Here is a 17577-nt window from a genome sequence, read left to right as displayed (position 1 = left end):
CGGTCATGGTCACGGTGAGCGTCGTGTCGACGTTGATCGTCGTTGCAGCGGCTTCATGCTTGTCAAAGCGTCCAGAACCAACAAGTGAAACGCCTCAAGACAAACTGATCAGCGTTAGCGATCGAAACGCTTGCATAACGGTTATCTAGTTAATCAGCGAAGCCGCGCAGTGATTGCTCGCTGCGCGGCATATCTGTTAGCGAACGCTTAGCACTTTAAGCGTCTTTCCGTATGCCGCACCGTCCTGACAATCTCCGCAGTAGGATGCCGATTCCTTTGCGGTGTGGAAATTGCCCGAGGCAAGCCCGTTTTCGCCGCCCCTTCTATCGCCAGGAGCGCGCGCAAGTCCGCGAGTCCTTCTTCGCCATCTGCAATCGGTGCAATGCCCTTCTGAACGCACTCGGAAAAATAGCGTATCTGCCCGCCGAAGTGATCGCCGTGAAGAAACTGGATGGTTTCATTTCCGCACTTCGTATTCAGGACCATCCGGGTCGGCGTCTCGAATCGAAAGCCGGGGTCCATGGTCAGCACGCCTTCTGTGCCAACAACGCGATAGGTATCGATCGCCGCGGCGCCGAAGCTGCAATAGAACTGCGCGAGGCGGTTCTCCGGAAAGCGCAACGTGACGGCAACCGCCTCGTCGATATCGGCGAAGCGGGGATCGTCGTTTGGCCTCGTGGTCATCGCGGTCGCCTCGACAGGCTCCGAGGCAAACACATGACGCGCAGCATTCAAACAGTAAATGCCTATGTCTTGCAGCGGACCGCCCCAATGCTCGGCATTCAGGCGATGGTTTCCCAATGCCGCCTGAAAGCTGAAGTGCGCAGAAAAGTGCCGCGGATCGCCGATACGGCCATCACGAATCGCATCGAGTGCGGCCACAGTGCCGGCTTCGTTATGCAGGCGATAGCTGGTCATCAGTAAAACGCCCGAGTGTTCGGCCGCCTGAATCATCGCTTCTGCGTCTGACTCGGTCGTTGCAATCGGCTTCTCGACCAGCACGTGCTTGCCCGCCTTGGCTGCGCGGATTGCGTAAGTCGCGTGAAGCGGATTGGGCACCGCGATATAGACCGCATCGATGTCATCGCTGCTCAAGAGCGCGTCGAACTCAGCATAGGACGCGACTTTATCGACTGAATAGAACTTCGCCAGCTTGTTCGCCCGTTCCGCGTCACCCGAGACAATGGCCGCAATGCTCGAATTCCCCGTCTGACTGACTGCGGGAAGAAACGCTGCCTGGGAAATCCAGCCAGCACCGACTACGGCGTATCTAATCATGTCAGCCTCGCTCACGTCAGCTATCAAAGCACATATTGGACGGCAATCGCCTGTCGCTCTCGAAGCGACTGCCGCGCTGCATCGAGCAGGATGGCCGCATCGCACGCATCCTCCAAAGTCGACAACGGCTTTTCACCATTGCCAAGGCAATTCTTGACAAAGAAAGTCTGAACCTGAAGGAAGCTATCCCAGTAGGTCGCATCGTCCCAGAACGGCAGCGCTGGCTCGCCGAATCGCGTGACGTCCCAGGGAATGACGCTACTGCCCTCGGAACCGATGACCTTAAAATAGACCGACCACGGTTCGCGACTACGATCGTCCGCAGAAAAGCTGCCCCACAGATTCGCAATCTTGCCGTCGGGATAGGCCGCCGTGATCATCAGTTGATCGTCTGCGTTCGGATCGTCGAAGTGAACGTTTGAGCCTGTCGTGAAAACGTGCGAAGGACGGCCAATGAAGTACAACATGCAGTACGCGTGATGGATCATCAACTCGCGCATCGTCAGATCCGGCTCGCCAATCGACGCGTCGTGACGCTTGTTGTAGATCGCCCAGAAGTTGTAGATGTCGCCGAGCTTGCCCGAATCGATATGCGCGCGCGTCCGTCGCATGGTCTCTGCGTAGACGTAATTGTGCGAAGGCATGCAGACGCGCGACACGTTTCGCGCAATCTGTGCGAGTTCCAGAATTTGTTCTGGCCGCTCGCAAAGCGGCTTTTCCAGCAAGACATGCTTGCCGGCCAATAGTGCGCGTTTAGCAAAATCGAAGTGGCTCGCGGTGCCCGTGAGCACAAAGATTGCATCGATCGATTTGTCGTCGAGCAGTGCGTCCACCGACTCATACACTTTGCCGCCAAAGCGTGCGCAGAAATGCTCCGCCTTTGCAGCCGTTCGATTCCATCCGCCCGCAAAAAGACCGTCGCCGATCTCGCGAAGCGCTGTCGCGTGCAACTCGGCGACATTTCCTAAGCCAATAAATCCCACTCTCATTTCAGTTCTTTCCCTGCACGAGGTCGTCAACGACGCCTCCGCCTCATTGATAAGCGATGTCCACCGGCTCGCCGCGGTGCCATGACAGCGTAGCGGCATCCGCGATACACTGTGCGCGAAGGCCGTCGTCGGCATTCGGTGCGGGTTTGCGACCGTTGCTTATCGCGTCGATGAAATGTTCCATCTCCGCGAGATACGCCGCACCGAAGCGCTCCAGAAAGAAGGGCTGAGCCACTGATTTCCTAAAGCCGCTGGCCGTGGCGCTCTCCACCAATGACGCGAGTACGTTTGGTACGCTCAGCATTCCCTTCGAGCCGTGGACTTCCACACGCTGGTCGTAGCCGTAGGTCGAACGCCTGGAATTTGAGATCTGGCAAATGCGCCCGGTACGCGTGGTCAGAAGGACCGCAGCGGTATCGACATCGCCTTCTTTCCCGATGGCGGGATCGACGAGTGCCGAACCCACCGCATAGACTTTGACCGGTTCCTCATTGAGCAGGAAGCGCGCGAGATCGAGGTCATGAATCATCATGTCGCGAAACAAACCACCCGACGTCCGGATATACGAAACGGGCGGCGGACTTGGGTCACGTGAAATGATAGTGACCGTTTCGACATCGCCGATTTCGCCATCTCGAATGCGTCGCTCGAGGCCTGAAAAATGAGGATCGAAGCGCTGATTGAAAGCGGTCATGAATGGCACGCCCGCCGCTTCGACCGTTCTGATGCAAGCGACCACGCGTGACGAAGACAGATCGATTGGCTTCTCGCAGAAGATGGCTTTGCGCGCTTCGGCAACGGCGTGCACGACATCGAAATGCGTCGACGACGGCGTAGCGATGACGATGGCATCGATGTCTGCCGATGCGATGATGTCAGCCGCGTCACGCACTTCAGCGTCGAATCGCGTACCGCATGCCTTCGCCGCATCCGCAGACACATCCGCTACTGCAACCAGCTTTGCGCCGGGAATCTGTTTGATGCTTCGCGCGTGGACCTGACCGATTCTTCCGCAACCAAGAATGCCGACTCGAATCATTTGTTTCCCCTTTGGTCTGCTACGCGTAGATTGCAGGGCGCGCTTCCACGTCGAGATGCGCCATCTTGTTGGCGTTCATCGCGGAGACAATGTCTCCAGCCATCTTCGTTGTCACATAGCCGTCCCACGCGTTAGCGCCTGTGTTGGGCGCGCCGGTTGCAATCATGTTGATCCACCCCTTGATCTGCCGTGCGTAGGCTTCGCGGAACCGGTCGATCCAGTTGATCGGATACGATGTGATGCTCTGCTCTTCAGCGTTACGACGTGTCAGCACGGGCCGAACCGTTTCGACTGTCGCCTTGCTTCCGACAAGCTGCGCGTGCACGTGATAACCGTATTGGCAGTTCATGAAGACTTCTGTCGAGACGATCTCGCCTTTGTCCGTTTCGATGGTGATCATCAACGGGTCGCCGCCCGCGATGCTGCGCACATCTGCCAGCACTGGTTCCGAACCGAGCAACCATCGGCACACGTCGATCTCGTGAACGAATGCGTTCGTGACGGACATGGGACCGTTGAACCAGTCGGGCGCGACCGCGTTGCGATGAATGTTGTGCAGGAGATGCGGTTTGCCGATGTGACCATCCGAGAGAAGACGCTTCATCTCTTCGTAGGGCGGGTCGAACCGGCGCATATATCCGACCTGAACAAATCGCTTGCCTGCCTTCACCTCCGCTTCGACGACACGAAACGCGCCAGCGGCCGTTGCGGCCAGCGGCTTTTCGCACAGAACCGGCTTGCCCGCTTCGATGCATTTGAGCACCAGATCACCGTGCATCGCATCGGGCGCTGCAATGAGCACTGCGTCGACGCGATCCGAATGGATCAACGCGCTGGCGTCCGAGAATACTTCACCCTGTCCTACCACTGCGCGCGCCCGCTTTTCATCGGCATCGCACACCGCGACCAGATTCGCGCCATTGATATCCTCGCGAAGAATCCGGGCATGCTCTGAACCCATGACGCCCGCACCAATAACGCCCACTGCTACGCTCATGTCGCGCATCCTGAGTGAATGCGTTCCCGGTCTCGAATGATGCCGAGACCGGGAATGCCGGTGCCTTCTTATCGTTCGATTACCTGCGTTGCTTCCCGATGCTTACTTGCCGGGCTGTTCGATCTTTTCCCAGCCCTGGCTGCTGCCTGACACGAGAATTGCATCGGCAATGCGCTCGATCTGCACGCCATCCGCAAAGTTCGGCGAAGCCGCCTTGTTTTCCGCAATGGCCTTCAAAAAGTTGTACCACTCGATCGATTTGATATCGATATAGCCCTGACCCATGCCCGCCACCGGCCACAGCTTGTCGCCGAACGGTTGATGCGGACCTGAGTAGATCGTGCGGAAGCCGAATGCATCCTTCGGGTCGTCCGCGAACGCCACGCGCAGTTCGTTCAGACGCTGATAGTCGAACGCGATCGAACCCTTGGTGCCGTGAATCTCGAAGCCGAGCTGGTTGTGATGACCCCACGCATTACGCGTCACTTCGATGCTGCCGGTCGCGCCGCCCGCGAACTTGATCATGGTCATCGCCATATCGTCGACATCGACCTTGCCCTTCTCGGACGACGCCTCGCCAGCGGGACCAAAGAAACGGCCGGCCGGCAGGGGGCGTTCGTCGATGAAGGTCTTGACAATCGAGTTCACTTCCACGAATTCTCCGACGAGCAGACGGGCTGCGTCGATCACATGCGTGCCGATATCGCCCAGTGTTCCGGAGCCCGCCTTGGCCTTGTTGAAGCGCCACGAGAGCGGCGTGCTCGGGTCTGCGCCCCAGTCCTGCAGGTAGTAGCCACGGAAGGTCAGGATCTGACCGATTCGCCCTTCCTCAATGAGGCGCTTGGCCATCTGCAGCGCAGGCGTATGGCGATAGTTGTAAGAGACCATCGTCACGACGCCGGTTTCCTTCGCGGCTGCGTACATGGCTTCCGCGTCTTCGACGGTCATCGCCATCGGCTTCTCGCACATCACGTGCTTGCCAGCCTTCGCTGCCGCGATCGCGATCGGTGCGTGCGTGTCGTTCGGCGTGCAGATATCGACGATATCGATGTCCGGGCGCGACACCACTTCACGCCAGTCTGTCGCGTATTCGGCGAAGCCGTATTGCTTCGCGGCGTCGCGCGCGAGCTCTTCGTCGATATCGACGATGACCTTGCGCTCGATCTCGACCGGCGAGCCGAAGAGGATCGGAACGACGGCCGTGGCGATCGAGTGGGCCTTACCCATGAAGCCAGTGCCAACCAGTGCAACATTCAGTTTCTTCATCATCCATTCTCCATTCGAGCCGGCCCTTCTTTGGATATGCCAGACTCATCGTGACGACAACAGCTTTTCCTCTTCCGCGAGGGCCTCTTTGAATCTCATGCAGCGCGTCGAGCACCCTCCTTATTGCGGTTCGACGAGCGCCAGCTTTCCGCCTGCGGCGAGCATCGTGCCGGGTTCGACCGCAAAGCGAATGCGTCCGGCTTTCGGCGTGACCACGCGCATTTCCATCTTCATCGCTTCGATCAGTGCGACGGCCTCACCTTCATCGACGACATCGCCATCGGCGACGAGCCACTGTTGCAACGTGCCGGGCATCGGTGCCGTGACGGCGTTATCCGCCTCAGCAAGAGCGACCGTCGGCGTTGCCTGCGGTTGAGCGACGCCGGCGAACAGTCCGCTCGGGAGACCGAGCTCGTGCCGCTTTCCATCGATCTCGATCCAGCTACGCACGATGGCGCGTTCGACCGGCTCGACACGCGGAAACGAAGCGCATTCGAGAAACTCCGTTTCGATCCAGTTCGTAAACACGCCAAAGCCGTGCTTCGCCGTGAACGCGCTCTCGTTCACCACCGCACGATGAAACGGCAGCACGGACGCCACGCCTTCGATCACAAACTCGCTCAACGCGCGACGCGCGCGGCGCAGTGCCTGCTCGCGGCTCTCTCCATAGACGATCAGCTTGGCCATCATCGAGTCGTATAGGCCCGGAATGTCGGAGCCCGTTTCGACTCCGGCATCGACACGAATGCCGGGACCGGACGGTGCGCGGAACGTCATGATCAAACCGGGCGTCGGTAAAAACCCGCGGCCCGGATCTTCTGCGTTGATGCGAAACTCGAACGCGTGTCCCCTCGGCTCAGGCGTTTCCTTAATCGACAAGGGCAAGCCATCCGCAACGCGAAGTTGCTCGATGACAATATCGACGCCGGTCGTTTCTTCCGTGACCGGATGTTCGACCTGCAAGCGCGTATTCACTTCGAGAAACGAAATGGTTCCGTTCTGCGACAGCAGAAACTCGACCGTGCCCGCGCCGACATATCCCGCTTCGACGCAGATCGCTTTCGCCGCCTGATGAATGCGTTGCCGCTGATCTGCCGTGATGAACGGCGCGGGCGCTTCCTCGACGAGCTTCTGATTGCGACGTTGCAGGGAGCAGTCGCGCGTGCCGAGCACGACCGTGTTGCCATGCTGATCCGCGATGATCTGCGCTTCGATATGCCGTGGCTTGTCGAGGAATTGCTCGGCATAGCAATCGCCACGGCCGAATGCTTCAGTCGCTTCGCGGACCGCCGAATCGAACAGTTCGCCGACTTCCTCAATCTTTCGCGCGACTTTCATACCGCGCCCACCGCCGCCGAATGCGGCCTTGATCGCTACCGGCAGTCCGGCAGTGCGCGCAAACGCTACCGCTTCCTCTGCTGTGTTCAAAGAACCAACCGATCCTTTGACGAGCGGTGCGCCCACCTTCGCCGCGATCCGGCGCGCCTGGACCTTGTCGCCCAACGCCGTGATGACGTCAGGCCCGGGCCCTACCCACAGCAGCCCCGCATCGATCACCGCCTGCGCGAACTCCGCGCGTTCGGACAGGAAGCCGTAACCGGGATGCACCGCGTCCGCGTCTGCACGGCGTGCAATCTCTAGGATCTTGGCGATGCTCAGATAGGTTTCCGCTGGCCGCCCTGCTCCCAGCGAATACGCTTCGTCCGCCATCGATGCGTGCAGCGAGTGGGCATCCGCATCAGCATAGATGGCGACCGACTCGACGCCATAGTCGCGTGCAGCACGCATGATCCGGATCGCGATCTCGCCGCGATTGGCAACCAGCAACTTCTTCATCGAACAATGTCCTTCTTCAGCGAGACCGTATCGATTCCTGCGTTGAAGCGGATCCGCGCTCCAATAGGGATCTGGCCCAGTAAATTCAAATGGTGCTTCGACACCACGGCGATCACGGGGTAGCCGCCGGTCAACGGATGGTCGGCTAGGAACAGCACCGGCTGGCCGTTATGCGGCACCTGAATCGCACCGATCGAGGTTCCTTCCGACAGCAGTTCGGCCTGGTTGCAGCGCTCAAGCGGCGTCGGTGCAGACAAACGCATGCCGACGCGACTCGACTCAGCTGTAACGGTCCACAGTTGGTCTAGAAAGGCACCCAATCCAGCGGCGCTAAACCAGTCCGTACGCGGTCCGAGTTGCACGTCCAGTGTCACGATGTCGGATGCGCCCGGCAATGGCACGGGGGCAGGTCTATCGAGCCGAACGGACGATGTAGGGCGGCGCGCAGGCGAAAGGATGTCGCCCTGCGTGATCGGCGAAGGGCCGATTTTCGCGAGCGTATCGAACGATGCCGATCCGAGCACCGTGTTTAGTTGGAAACCGCCGCGCAGCGCGATGTAGCTGCGCACGCCCTGCGTCGGCATGGATAGCGACAACTCGTCGCCGGCATCGAGCGCAAACGGCTGCGCGAACGGCGCCTGGTGCGATTTGCCCGCTAAGGTCCTGATCGTCAACGCGCACGGCGCACCGGTAATCGCGACTGTCGCCGGTATCTCTGCCTTGATTGCGAAGCCACCGTAGCTCACTTCGATCGCGGCCGCGTCTTCGGCATTACCGACGCACGCATTCGCGTCTCGTAGCGCGGACAGGTCGAGCGCGCCCGATTCGGACACGCCCTGATCCGCGCGACCCAGGCGACCGGCGTCCTGGAACAAAGGCGGGCGATCCGCGCGAGTCACGTGAAACGCAACTTCCCTTTGCTCCGCTGCACGACGCTCGGGCATCGCGTGCGTCACCGGAATGACCGGACCTTTGCGCGCGTCGCGAAAGCGCACGGTATCCCCCGGCGCCAGTAGCGCTGCGCGCTCGCGCTGAAGATCCCACATACGCACGGACGTCAGTCCGATGAGCTGCCATCCGCCGGGACTATCCGACGGATACACGCCGCTGAATCGGCCCGCAAGCGCTACCGATCCCGCAGGGATTCGCACGCGGGGACTCTTGCGCCGGGGAACGTCGAGGCTTTGATCCTCGCACGTCATGTACGCAAAGCCGGGAGCGAAACCGGTGAACGCAACGGTATAAGTGGCATCGGTGTGCCGACGAATCACTTCGTCTACCGTCCATCCGAGAGACTCGGCCACTTCGTCAAGGTCTTCTCCTTCGTAAGCGACAGGAATATCGAAATTGTTTCCGGCCCGGTCTTGACGCGAACCGAAATCGAGGGATGTGACGAACGCTCGAAGTGCCAATTCATTTGTCAGCACCGGATTGAACTTGATCAAGACCGTGCTTGCGCCCGGGACGACGTCCGTCACGCCATCGGGCCTGTCCGCAATAAGCCGGTCGAGAAAGGCCAGCGCGGCATCCAGATCAGCCACTTCGATCAACAGTGACTCGCTTCCGGAAGGAAGGATGCGAATACGCTCACCCATGGAGCGAGCCCTCGAACATCGGCGCAAACGGAGCCAGTTCCACTCCGCTGGCGAGAAGCGTGTTTCGCAACGTCCGAGCCGTGACGACAGCGGCCGGATTGTCACCGTGCACGCAGATAGACTGCGCGTCGAGTTCGATATCGGTTCCGTCAATGGCGGTGATCGCGCCTTCTTCGACGAAGCGAACCATACGCCGCGCGACCTCGTCGTGATCGTGAATCACGGCGCCCGGCACGCGGCGGTTCACCAACGAACCGTCAGCGTTGTATGCGCGATCCGCGAACGCCTCGCACACGACATTGAGGCCTGATGTCCGGGCTTGCTCCACGAGCCGCGATCCGGCGAGAACGACGAAGATCAGAGTCGGATCGATCAACTGAATGGCGGTGATCACATCCGCGGCCTGGCGCGTATCCCTGGTGATGGTGTTATAGAGCGCGCCGTGCGGTTTCACGTACCGTACCGCCGAACCGACTGCCATCGCCAGGCCCTTCAGCGCGCCGATCTGATAGATCACGTCGCCGATGAGCTCCGGACTCGTGGGGTCCATCGGCCGACGGCCAAACCCGACGAGATCGCGATAGCCGACGTGTGCACCGACACATACATTCTGTCGCTTCGCCTCACTGAGAACATCGAGGATTCCGGCGGGATCGCCCGCATGAAAACCACACGCTATGTTCGCGCTTGTGACGACGCCGAGCATCGAGGAATCGTCCCCCATACGCCACGGACCGAATCCTTCGCCCAAATCGCTGTTGAGGTCAATGCTTGCCATGCCGCGAGCCTGCAAGTTTCGTGAGGCTGCCCGGCCGGTTGGCGACGGGCAGCGTCGATTGATCAGGAAATCTTCTTGTACTTTTCGAGTGACACGGATTCGATCCAGTCGCCGGTACGCGCGCCGAACGCTTTGGCAAAATCCGTTTTCGAGTGCACGTCCAGCGATTCCTCGTCCTTCCAGATTTCGTAAAAAACAAAATGACCCGGCTTTTCGATCGACTCGTGCAAGTCGTACTGAATGAAGCCCGGTTCCGTTCGAGCGACCGGCACCAGTTCCTTGAACGCCTCGCCCAATTGCGCTTCCTTGCCCGCCTTGGCAACGACCTTTACGACGACAACCAGACCATCTTTCATCTCTACCTCTCGTTTCGGGAAAAATTCAATTCTTGATTGAAAAATGCTTTTGAGGCTTAAATTCGCCGAGCCGATTAATCCAGGTCGATTGCAAACTCCGACTTGATACTGTTTGCAATGAAACAGCCGCGATGTGCGCGATCATGAAGCCGTGCAAGCTGGGCGTGATCTGGCTTCTCTTCCGAAGAAAATGTCACGCGCGGACGCAAAGTGATCTTCGAGACCCACTGAAAGCCTTCCAGACTTTTCGCCACGACGCCCACCGCTTCGTCCTCATACGACTGAACCACATAGCCGCTTCCTTCTGCAATCGCGAGGAAATACAGCATGTGACAGCTCGCCAACGCATTGACGAGCAATTGTTCCGGATCGGCGAATTCGCTATTACCGAGAAACTCGGGCGCAGCAGATACCGGAATGGAAACCTGCTCGCTGATAATCGCGTGATGATCCCGGCTGTACGTTTCCCGTTTACGCGCGTGCGGCGACGCGCGCCACTCGACGCGGATTTTGTGCTCCGACACGATCTTTCCCTTTTTCTATGAACGCCCTTTGACGGCGCTCAGCAGTTCTGCATGCGTAATGCGACTTCGCGATCTGCTCTGCGGGACATATCCGCGCTACGGGTCTCCGTTTGAGCAGGCGCGAGCGAGGTCCAGTCGGTCCATCCGCCTGGTCCGTCTTCGGTGCACATGCGCAGCGCGCGCGAGCCGTCGGAGAACGTCAGCATTTCCAGATCGAGCGGATAAGAATTGCTCAGGTCATCCACCATCACGCGTCCGATCTGATGACCAAAGGTCAGGCGCCCTTCCCTAAGCACATCGAGATACTGGCTGCTCATCGTCCCAGACGAGAGAAGCGATCGATTAAGCAATTTCACAGCAATTTCTGCATCAAGCATTTCTACGTCTCCCCAACTACACGGCCAGCCGACGAGATCAGATATGACGCATCAAGCGATTGCACTCAGCGCCTGTTTCGGCGCAACAACGGCATCGGCCGGCAAATCGGTCACCAACATGTATCCTGGCTCGTGGGTAATCGCCAGAGCGGGTTTGGCCTGACGAATAGCCATTTGCGGCGTGACTCCGCATGCCCAGAATCCGGGAATGTCACCTTCAGCGATCACTGGCGTGTCGCCGAAGTCAGGCTTGTAAATATCAGGGATGCCAATCTTTGACGGATCGCCGATGTGCACCGGTGCGCCATGAGCAAGCGGAAACGCATGCGACAGGATGATCGCCTGAATGAGGTCCTTCGGACTCAACGCGCGCATCGACACAACCATCGGACCTTTGAACGAACCCGCCGCATTCGTTTCCAGATTCGTCACGTACATCGGCACGTTTCGGCCTGCGCTGATATGGCGAACGTCGATGCCAGCCTTCAGAATGGCGCTTTCGAACGAGAACGAACATCCCAATGCAAAAGTGACGAGATCATCGCGCCACAGCCCGTCGAGAGTATCGACCGTATCGGTCTGTACACCGTTGCGGTAGACGCGATACCGCGCTACGTCGGTACGGATATCGATCTCCCCTAAGCCGGGCAGACCCGGCTGCCCCGGCTTGCCAACGCCGATCAGTGGGCAACTCTTCGGGTTGCTCAGACAGAATGTCAGAAAATCCGCGGCATACGATTCAGGCAGGATCGCGAGATTGGCCTGCATGAAACCGTCCGCAAAGCCAGTGGTCGGAACCCGCAACTCTCCGCGACGAATCATCTGGCGCACTTCAGCCGCAGACGCATTGCGCATGGCTACTTCCTTCATGTGAACGCTCTCTCAAGAATCCTTTCCAACCTTCATGCTGCGCGCGATCGCATCGACCATCGCGTGCGCAATGGCTTCATCGGCTTCCGTCGGACCACCCGATACGCCGACACCACCGATTACCGTCTCACCATCGAAAACGGGCATGCCGCCGCCGAATACCACATACGGACGCGTGCCGCTGCGATCGAGACCATATAGACCTTCGCCCGGTTGAACGAGCTTCATCCAGTGATCGCTGGGGAACCGAAACGCCGCCGCCGTGAAAGCCTTGCTGGTGGCGACTTCAATCGTGCCGAAGGCTCCGTCCTCTACTCGCACGAAGCCAAGCAGATTGCCGCCCTTGTCGACGATCGAAAGCGACGATCGCTGCGACAACTCTTTAGCCTTTTCGACGCCGGCCGCCAGCGCCAGCATCGCCGCTTCGTGCGGAATCTCTCTGAATGACATCGTGTGCGCTCCTGCCTGCATTGTCGATTTAGTTATAAACGCCGCCGCAGACGTTAATCGCCTGCGCCGTCACGTACGAGGACTCGTCTGACGCGAGATAGACGAATAGCGGCGCGACTTCGTCCGCCGTGGCCTGACGGCCGAGCGGGATGATGTTCTTGATAGCGGCTTCCTGTTTCTCGCGCCCGCCCATGAGGTCGATGACCGGCTGATTGAACGGCGTATCGATCCAGCCAGGGCAAACGGCATTCACGCGCACACCTTTCGGCGCAAGTTCGATCGCCATCGTCGTCGCAAGGCCGATGACTGCCGCCTTCGACGACGAGTAGCAAATCAGACCCGGAGCGCCGCGCTTTCCGGCGAGCGAGGACATCAACACGATGGACGATCGCCCGGCCGCTTCAAGATGACGAAGCGATTCGCGCGCGAACAGGAAGCTTGATCGAACGTTGATTGTGAACGTCTTGTCCCATTGCTCGGTGGTGAAATCTTCCAGACGTCCCGAGATCTGCACGCCAGCATTGAGGCACAAGGTATCGAGCCCACCCAGCCACATCGCGGACTTCGCAATGGCGCTCTTGATCTCTTCCTCCTGTCCGATGTCGGTGCTGAAGAACTTCACCTGACCTTCGAAACGCTTCTCGAGCTCCGTCCCGCGCGCAACGTCGATGTCGAGAACAGACACCTTCGCGCCTTCCGCGACGAACGACTCGAGAATCGAAAGCCCGATATTCGCTACCCCACCCGTCAGCAGCACTCTCTTTCCTGCCAGTCGTTCCGCCATCTTTCTCTCCTTTCCTTGATCTCTGTCTTTGAACTTACCGCGCCCGGCGGATGTTCTCGAACACCGCGTCATTCAATGCGGACGAGGCTTCCATCTGAGGCATGTGTCCCACCTCCGGAATCACGCGCAGTTCGACATTCGACGGCAATTTTGATTGTTCGGGCACGGGAATGATCGCGTCCCTCTCGCCCCAGATTGCCATCACCGGGCACTGGAGCTTTTCGAGCGCTGCACCGATCGAGCGCGCCTGACCGTCGTCGTTCGCGATGCTTTCCGCGATTCGGGAAAGCGCTTCCTGCACGCCTTCCAGACGCTTGAATTGCAACGTTCCTTCGACCATTTCGCTCGTAATCTTCGACGGGTCCGAGAACAGACGTTCGAGCACGTTCAGCAGCGGACGGCGGCGCTCGGCCGCAACAAAGTCGGCTAGAAATGCACGATTGATTTCCTTGCTCAATCCGACTGGCGCGATCAAGGTCAATGAAGCGACCTTGTCAGGTTCCTTCTCCGCGATGGCCGCCGCAACGGCGCCGCCGAATGAATGACCGACCAAATGCAGACGCTTGACGCCCGTTGCGTCAGTGGCCGCGATCAAAGCGTCGGTGATGGCCGCGAACACATCCTCGGTCGCCACGGGGGTCGATGCGCCGTGTCCCGGCAAATCGACAGCGATCGTGCGCAGCTTCTCCGCGAAGACCGCCTGATTAAACATCCAGGTCGACAGATCGCCGCCGAAGCCGTGAATCAGCACCACGGCTTCGTCGCCTTCCGCGCCGACATCCAGCACATTCACGACACCGCTAGGCACGGCGACCGCACGCGGCCCGTTGCCGGCAGCATCGCCGTCTTCCACCGCATTCATGCGATGCGCATAGCTTTCGATCAGCGCTTCGATCTCTTCATCACTCGCGGAGTCGTCTGCGATCACGCCGATGAGCGCACCGACCGGCGCAGCGTCACCCTCTTGAATAACGATCCGCTTCAACACACCATCCGCAGTCGATTCGACGACATTGTTCACCTTGGTTGACTCAACTTCGAGAAGCTCCTGACCGCGCGTCACCTTCTCGCCTTCCTTCACCAACCACTGGACGACCGTTCCCTCGGTCATCGTCATTCCCCACTTGGGAATGGTCACTGCTTCGATTGAAGACATCGCTCGTTACCTCTTGAGAATTTGCTTGACGGCCTCGATCACCGCAGGAGCGGACGGCAGATACGCGTCCTCCAGGTTCGGCGCATATGGCACAGGCGAATGCGGCGCGGTCACGAGCTTGATCGGCCCCTTCAGGGCATCGAAACACTTGTCGGCAAGCAAAGCCGAGATGTCAGCCGCCACGCCGCAGCGGGGATTGGCTTCATCCACAATCACCACGCGACCGATCTGCTCCGCGTAATCGAGCAGCGTGTCTTCATCAAGCGGCGAAGTCGTGCGCGGATCGATCACGCAAGCCGACACGCCTTCAGCTGAAAGTTTGCGCGCGGCTTCTTCGGCGATCGCCACCATGCGGCCGATACCGATGATAAGAACGTCCTTGCCGTCGCGTACCACACGCGCTTCACCGAAGGGAATTGTGTAGGCCGCGTCCGGCACTTCGCCGACCGTGTCGTACAACATCTTGTTTTCGAGGAAGATCACGGGATCGTCGTCACGAATCGCTTGCAGGAGCAGGCCTTTCGCGTCGTACGGATTCGACGGAATCACGACCTTTAGCCCAGGGATATGCGTGAAGATCGGATAAAACGCTTGCGTGTGTTGCGCCGCCGAGCGCGTCCCCGCGCCGTATGTCGCGCGAATCACCAGCGGCGTACGCGCGCGGCCGCCGAACATGTACCGGAACTTGGCGACCTGATTCATGATCTGGTCCAGACACACGCCCGCGAAGTCGACGAACATTAGCTCCGCGATCGGGCGCATGCCGGTAAGCGCCGCGCCTGCAGCCGCGCCGATGAACGCCGCTTCGCTGATCGGGGTATCGCGGATGCGCTCCGGCCCGAAGGCTTCGAGCAAGCCACGCGTCACACCGAATGCACCGCCCCAGGCGTCTTTTACGCCGTTCGCGCCAGCGCCACCGGTCAGGTCTTCGCCCATCATGATCACGCGAGGGTCGCGTGCCATCTCCGAGTGCAGAGCGTCATTGAGCGCCTGACGAAAGGATTTCTTTGCCATGCTTCGAGTCCTTACAAATACTTCACGTACACATCGGTGGTCAGGGCCGACAACGGCGGGAAGGGTGCGGCTCGTGCCGCTCTCACCGCGTCGTCGATCTCGCTCTCGATTAATTGGTCGATTGCATCGAGCTCGGCGGCGTCCATCGACTCATCCTGTTTTACGCGCGCGCGCAGGTTCACGAGACAGTCGCGCTCTTGCCGCATGGCCTTCTTTTCTTCGACCGTACGATACGTGTCGGGGTCGCCGCTGTAGTGGCCGTAGTAGCGCGGAACATGCACGTGAAGCAGGCTCGGGCCGCCGCCAGTGCGAGCGCGCTGAATCGCGTCACCGGCAGCGGTATACACCGCGAAAAGATCTGTGCCGTCCACTTCGACGGCGGGGATGTCAAAGCCTTCGGCGCGACGGGTGAAGCTGCCAGCAGAAACGAACTCGTTTGCAGTCGCTTCGCCGAATCCGTTGTCCTCGATGACGAAGATGATGGGAAGCATCCAGATCTTCGCTAGATTGAAGCTTTCCGACATCGCGCCTTCGTTCATCGCGCCATCCCCGGCGAATGCCACTGCAACCTGATTCGTGCCGAGCAGCTTCGCGCTCAACGCAGCACCGCACGTGATCGGCGCACCGCCAGCGACGATACCGTTCGCGCCTAGCATACCCTTGTGCAAATCGGCGATGTGCTGTGAGCCGCCCTTGCCTCCGCACGTGCCGGTGGCCCGGCCGAACAGTTCGGCCATCATCGCGCCAATGTCGCACCCTTTGGCAATACAGTGGCCATGGCCCCGGTGAGTCGACGAGATGTAGTCGTTGTCAGTCAGATGAAGGCACACACCGACTGCACTGGCTTCCTGGCCAGCGCACAGATGCGTATTGCCGGGAATATCGCCGGTAGACATTTCATCCATCACGCGTTCTTCGAAGCGGCGGATCGTCCGCATGGCTCGATAGGCTTCAGCAAGCCGCTCGCGGGGAAAATTCATAGCGGACACTCCAGTTCTCCTGTCTTTTAAGAAGCTTTCTTCGTGGATGCTTAACGAAGCTCGATCCATCCTCGCTTGCCAATTTGATAAGGTCCAATTGTGTTTCTGGATTTGTTCAGATCACTTAGATTTATCAGCTCGGCGATTTTTCTAACCAGTGCATTGGGCAAGGAATCGCTGCGAAAGTGCGTGTACTTATTCTATTAAACGCACAAGGAATGCTCTTCCACCTTAAGGATGAGAAACAATCACGGCTCGCTTTCATGCGCGTGTAAGGCGGATATGATCGATTGTGTCAAGTCTCATCGACGGGACAAGCCTGCCTGCCACAGAGAACCTGCCATGATCGATATGAGGAATCTTGAGACGTTCTACGCCGTCGCTCAAAGCGGAGGATTTCACCGCGCCGCAGAGAAACTGCATACGACGCAGCCGGCCGTGTCCGCCCGTATCGTCCAACTCGAGCAGCAGCTCAAGGGACGGCTCTTCGAGCGGGATAAGCGCGGATGCTTTCTCACGGCGAAAGGACGGGCACTGCTCGGCTATGCCGAGCGCATGATGGCGCTGCGCACCGAGATGGTCGAAGCGATCGCGGGCGGAAGCGCGCTGAGTGGCGTGGTTCAGCTAGGCGCCTCGGATACAATCGTTCATACATGGCTATCCGATTTGCTCAAAGGACTCAATCGCGAGTATCCGGACGTCACACTGGAGGTCAATGTCGATACGACCGCGGCACTAACCGCAGGTCTGGTCGATGGAAGCATCGACGTCGCTTTGTTGATGGGACCGATAAGCACGAGCAGCGCAGAAAATCTTCCGCTATGCAGCTATGCAATCAGTTGGGTAGTGTCGAGCGATTTTCCGCTGCCGGACAAGCCCACGTTGGCCGATATCGTTCAGTATCCGATCATCACGTTTGCGCGTTCTACAAAGCCGTATTGGCAATTGAAAGGGTTGTTCGACGAGGCACATCTGTCCAATGTGCGCATCTTCGCTAATTCCTCGCTGTCCTCCATCGTCAAGATGGCCCTGGACCAAATCGGCGTGGCTGCGATTCCCAAGCACGTAGTGGCGGAACAGCTTGCGAGCGGGCGTCTTCGCCTGCTACAGACGGGGCACGACATGCCGACGATGTCTTTCACGGCGAGCTACTTTCGCCGCCCTGATATGCCGCTCAATCCGATCGTCGCGGAGTTGGCGCAAAAGATCGCCAGGGTATTCGAGGTCTGAATCCGCTGATAAAAGTCGGCTAGACAATTTCACAGTGATTGTCTAGCCGATATTCACG

At 59.1% G+C, this 17577-nt stretch carries 18 protein-coding genes; 1 reads left to right on the top strand and 17 read right to left on the bottom strand.

Translation table 11 applies throughout. The features are described 5' to 3' along the window. Positions 1-207 precede the first annotated feature (207 nt). The 17 genes from ACFSNN_RS31380 to ACFSNN_RS31300 form a co-directional block, all read right to left on the bottom strand. On the bottom strand, positions 208-1293 hold the full coding sequence (locus ACFSNN_RS31380) for a Gfo/Idh/MocA family protein (protein ID WP_377747683.1): 1086 nt from the start codon (positions 1291-1293) through the stop codon (positions 208-210). A gap of 8 nt (positions 1294-1301) precedes the next feature. After that, positions 1302-2267 (bottom strand): Gfo/Idh/MocA family protein, encoded by a 966-nt coding sequence (locus ACFSNN_RS31375; RefSeq protein WP_134465908.1) that lies wholly within the window; start codon positions 2265-2267, stop codon positions 1302-1304. A 43-nt stretch (positions 2268-2310) separates the two neighbouring features. Beyond that, positions 2311-3306 (bottom strand): inositol 2-dehydrogenase, encoded by a 996-nt coding sequence (gene iolG, locus ACFSNN_RS31370; protein ID WP_134465909.1) that lies wholly within the window; start codon positions 3304-3306, stop codon positions 2311-2313. A gap of 19 nt (positions 3307-3325) precedes the next feature. Continuing rightward, complete coding sequence (locus tag ACFSNN_RS31365) at positions 3326-4303, bottom strand: Gfo/Idh/MocA family protein (protein WP_134465910.1); 978 nt, start codon at positions 4301-4303, stop codon at positions 3326-3328. A gap of 102 nt (positions 4304-4405) precedes the next feature. Continuing rightward, positions 4406-5572 carry a Gfo/Idh/MocA family protein gene (locus tag ACFSNN_RS31360; protein WP_208949637.1) on the bottom strand — a complete coding sequence of 389 codons (1167 nt, stop codon included), beginning with the start codon at positions 5570-5572 and terminating at the stop codon, positions 4406-4408. 117 nt (positions 5573-5689) lie between these two features. Continuing rightward, positions 5690-7405 (bottom strand): acetyl/propionyl/methylcrotonyl-CoA carboxylase subunit alpha, encoded by a 1716-nt coding sequence (locus ACFSNN_RS31355; RefSeq protein ID WP_134465911.1) that lies wholly within the window; start codon positions 7403-7405, stop codon positions 5690-5692. Beyond that, positions 7402-9000 carry a 5-oxoprolinase subunit B/C family protein gene (locus tag ACFSNN_RS31350; RefSeq protein WP_134465912.1) on the bottom strand — a complete coding sequence of 533 codons (1599 nt, stop codon included), beginning with the start codon at positions 8998-9000 and terminating at the stop codon, positions 7402-7404. The genes ACFSNN_RS31355 and ACFSNN_RS31350 overlap by 4 nt, the downstream gene beginning before the upstream one ends. Further along, positions 8993-9778, bottom strand: a complete 786-nt coding sequence (locus ACFSNN_RS31345; protein ID WP_134465913.1) for a LamB/YcsF family protein — start codon at positions 9776-9778, stop codon at positions 8993-8995. Before ACFSNN_RS31345 ends, ACFSNN_RS31350 begins: the two co-directional genes overlap by 8 nt. A 62-nt stretch (positions 9779-9840) precedes the next feature. Next, positions 9841-10134: a putative quinol monooxygenase gene (locus ACFSNN_RS31340; protein WP_134465914.1), complete on the bottom strand. Its 294-nt coding sequence runs from the start codon at positions 10132-10134 to the stop codon at positions 9841-9843. A 74-nt stretch (positions 10135-10208) separates the two neighbouring features. After that, positions 10209-10658 carry an OsmC family protein gene (locus tag ACFSNN_RS31335; RefSeq protein WP_134465915.1) on the bottom strand — a complete coding sequence of 150 codons (450 nt, stop codon included), beginning with the start codon at positions 10656-10658 and terminating at the stop codon, positions 10209-10211. Positions 10659-10696: 38 nt separating this feature from the next. After that, the gene (locus tag ACFSNN_RS31330) at positions 10697-11035 is read right to left on the bottom strand and encodes a hypothetical protein (RefSeq protein ID WP_134465916.1); all 339 of its coding nucleotides are present in this window, start codon (positions 11033-11035) and stop codon (positions 10697-10699) included. A gap of 51 nt (positions 11036-11086) precedes the next feature. After that, on the bottom strand, positions 11087-11890 hold the full coding sequence (locus tag ACFSNN_RS31325) for a putative hydro-lyase (RefSeq protein WP_134465917.1): 804 nt from the start codon (positions 11888-11890) through the stop codon (positions 11087-11089). Between the two features lie 27 nt (positions 11891-11917). Continuing rightward, entirely contained in the window at positions 11918-12355 is a 438-nt protein-coding gene (locus tag ACFSNN_RS31320) for a GlcG/HbpS family heme-binding protein (protein WP_134465918.1), read from the bottom strand. Positions 12356-12383: 28 nt separating this feature from the next. Next, positions 12384-13139, bottom strand: a complete 756-nt coding sequence (locus ACFSNN_RS31315; protein ID WP_134465919.1) for an SDR family NAD(P)-dependent oxidoreductase — start codon at positions 13137-13139, stop codon at positions 12384-12386. Between the two features lie 34 nt (positions 13140-13173). After that, positions 13174-14295, bottom strand: a complete 1122-nt coding sequence (locus ACFSNN_RS31310; protein WP_134465920.1) for an acetoin dehydrogenase dihydrolipoyllysine-residue acetyltransferase subunit — start codon at positions 14293-14295, stop codon at positions 13174-13176. Positions 14296-14301: 6 nt separating this feature from the next. Beyond that, on the bottom strand, positions 14302-15309 hold the full coding sequence (locus ACFSNN_RS31305; RefSeq protein ID WP_134465921.1) for an alpha-ketoacid dehydrogenase subunit beta: 1008 nt from the start codon (positions 15307-15309) through the stop codon (positions 14302-14304). An 11-nt stretch (positions 15310-15320) separates the two neighbouring features. Continuing rightward, complete coding sequence (locus tag ACFSNN_RS31300; RefSeq protein ID WP_134465922.1) at positions 15321-16289, bottom strand: thiamine pyrophosphate-dependent dehydrogenase E1 component subunit alpha; 969 nt, start codon at positions 16287-16289, stop codon at positions 15321-15323. A 282-nt stretch (positions 16290-16571) separates the two neighbouring features. Here ACFSNN_RS31300 and ACFSNN_RS31295 point away from each other — a divergent pair, with 282 nt between their 5' ends. Continuing rightward, positions 16572-17519 (top strand): LysR family transcriptional regulator, encoded by a 948-nt coding sequence (locus tag ACFSNN_RS31295; protein ID WP_377688783.1) that lies wholly within the window; start codon positions 16572-16574, stop codon positions 17517-17519. Positions 17520-17577: the final 58 nt, after the last annotated feature.

The sequence above is a fragment of the Paraburkholderia dipogonis genome (genome assembly GCF_042680985.1).
In the GTDB taxonomy this organism is placed as follows: Bacteria; Pseudomonadota; Gammaproteobacteria; order Burkholderiales; family Burkholderiaceae; genus Paraburkholderia; species Paraburkholderia phytofirmans.
The sequence above is the reverse complement of the archived record's forward strand: the minus strand, read 5'-3'. Positions and strand labels throughout refer to the sequence as shown.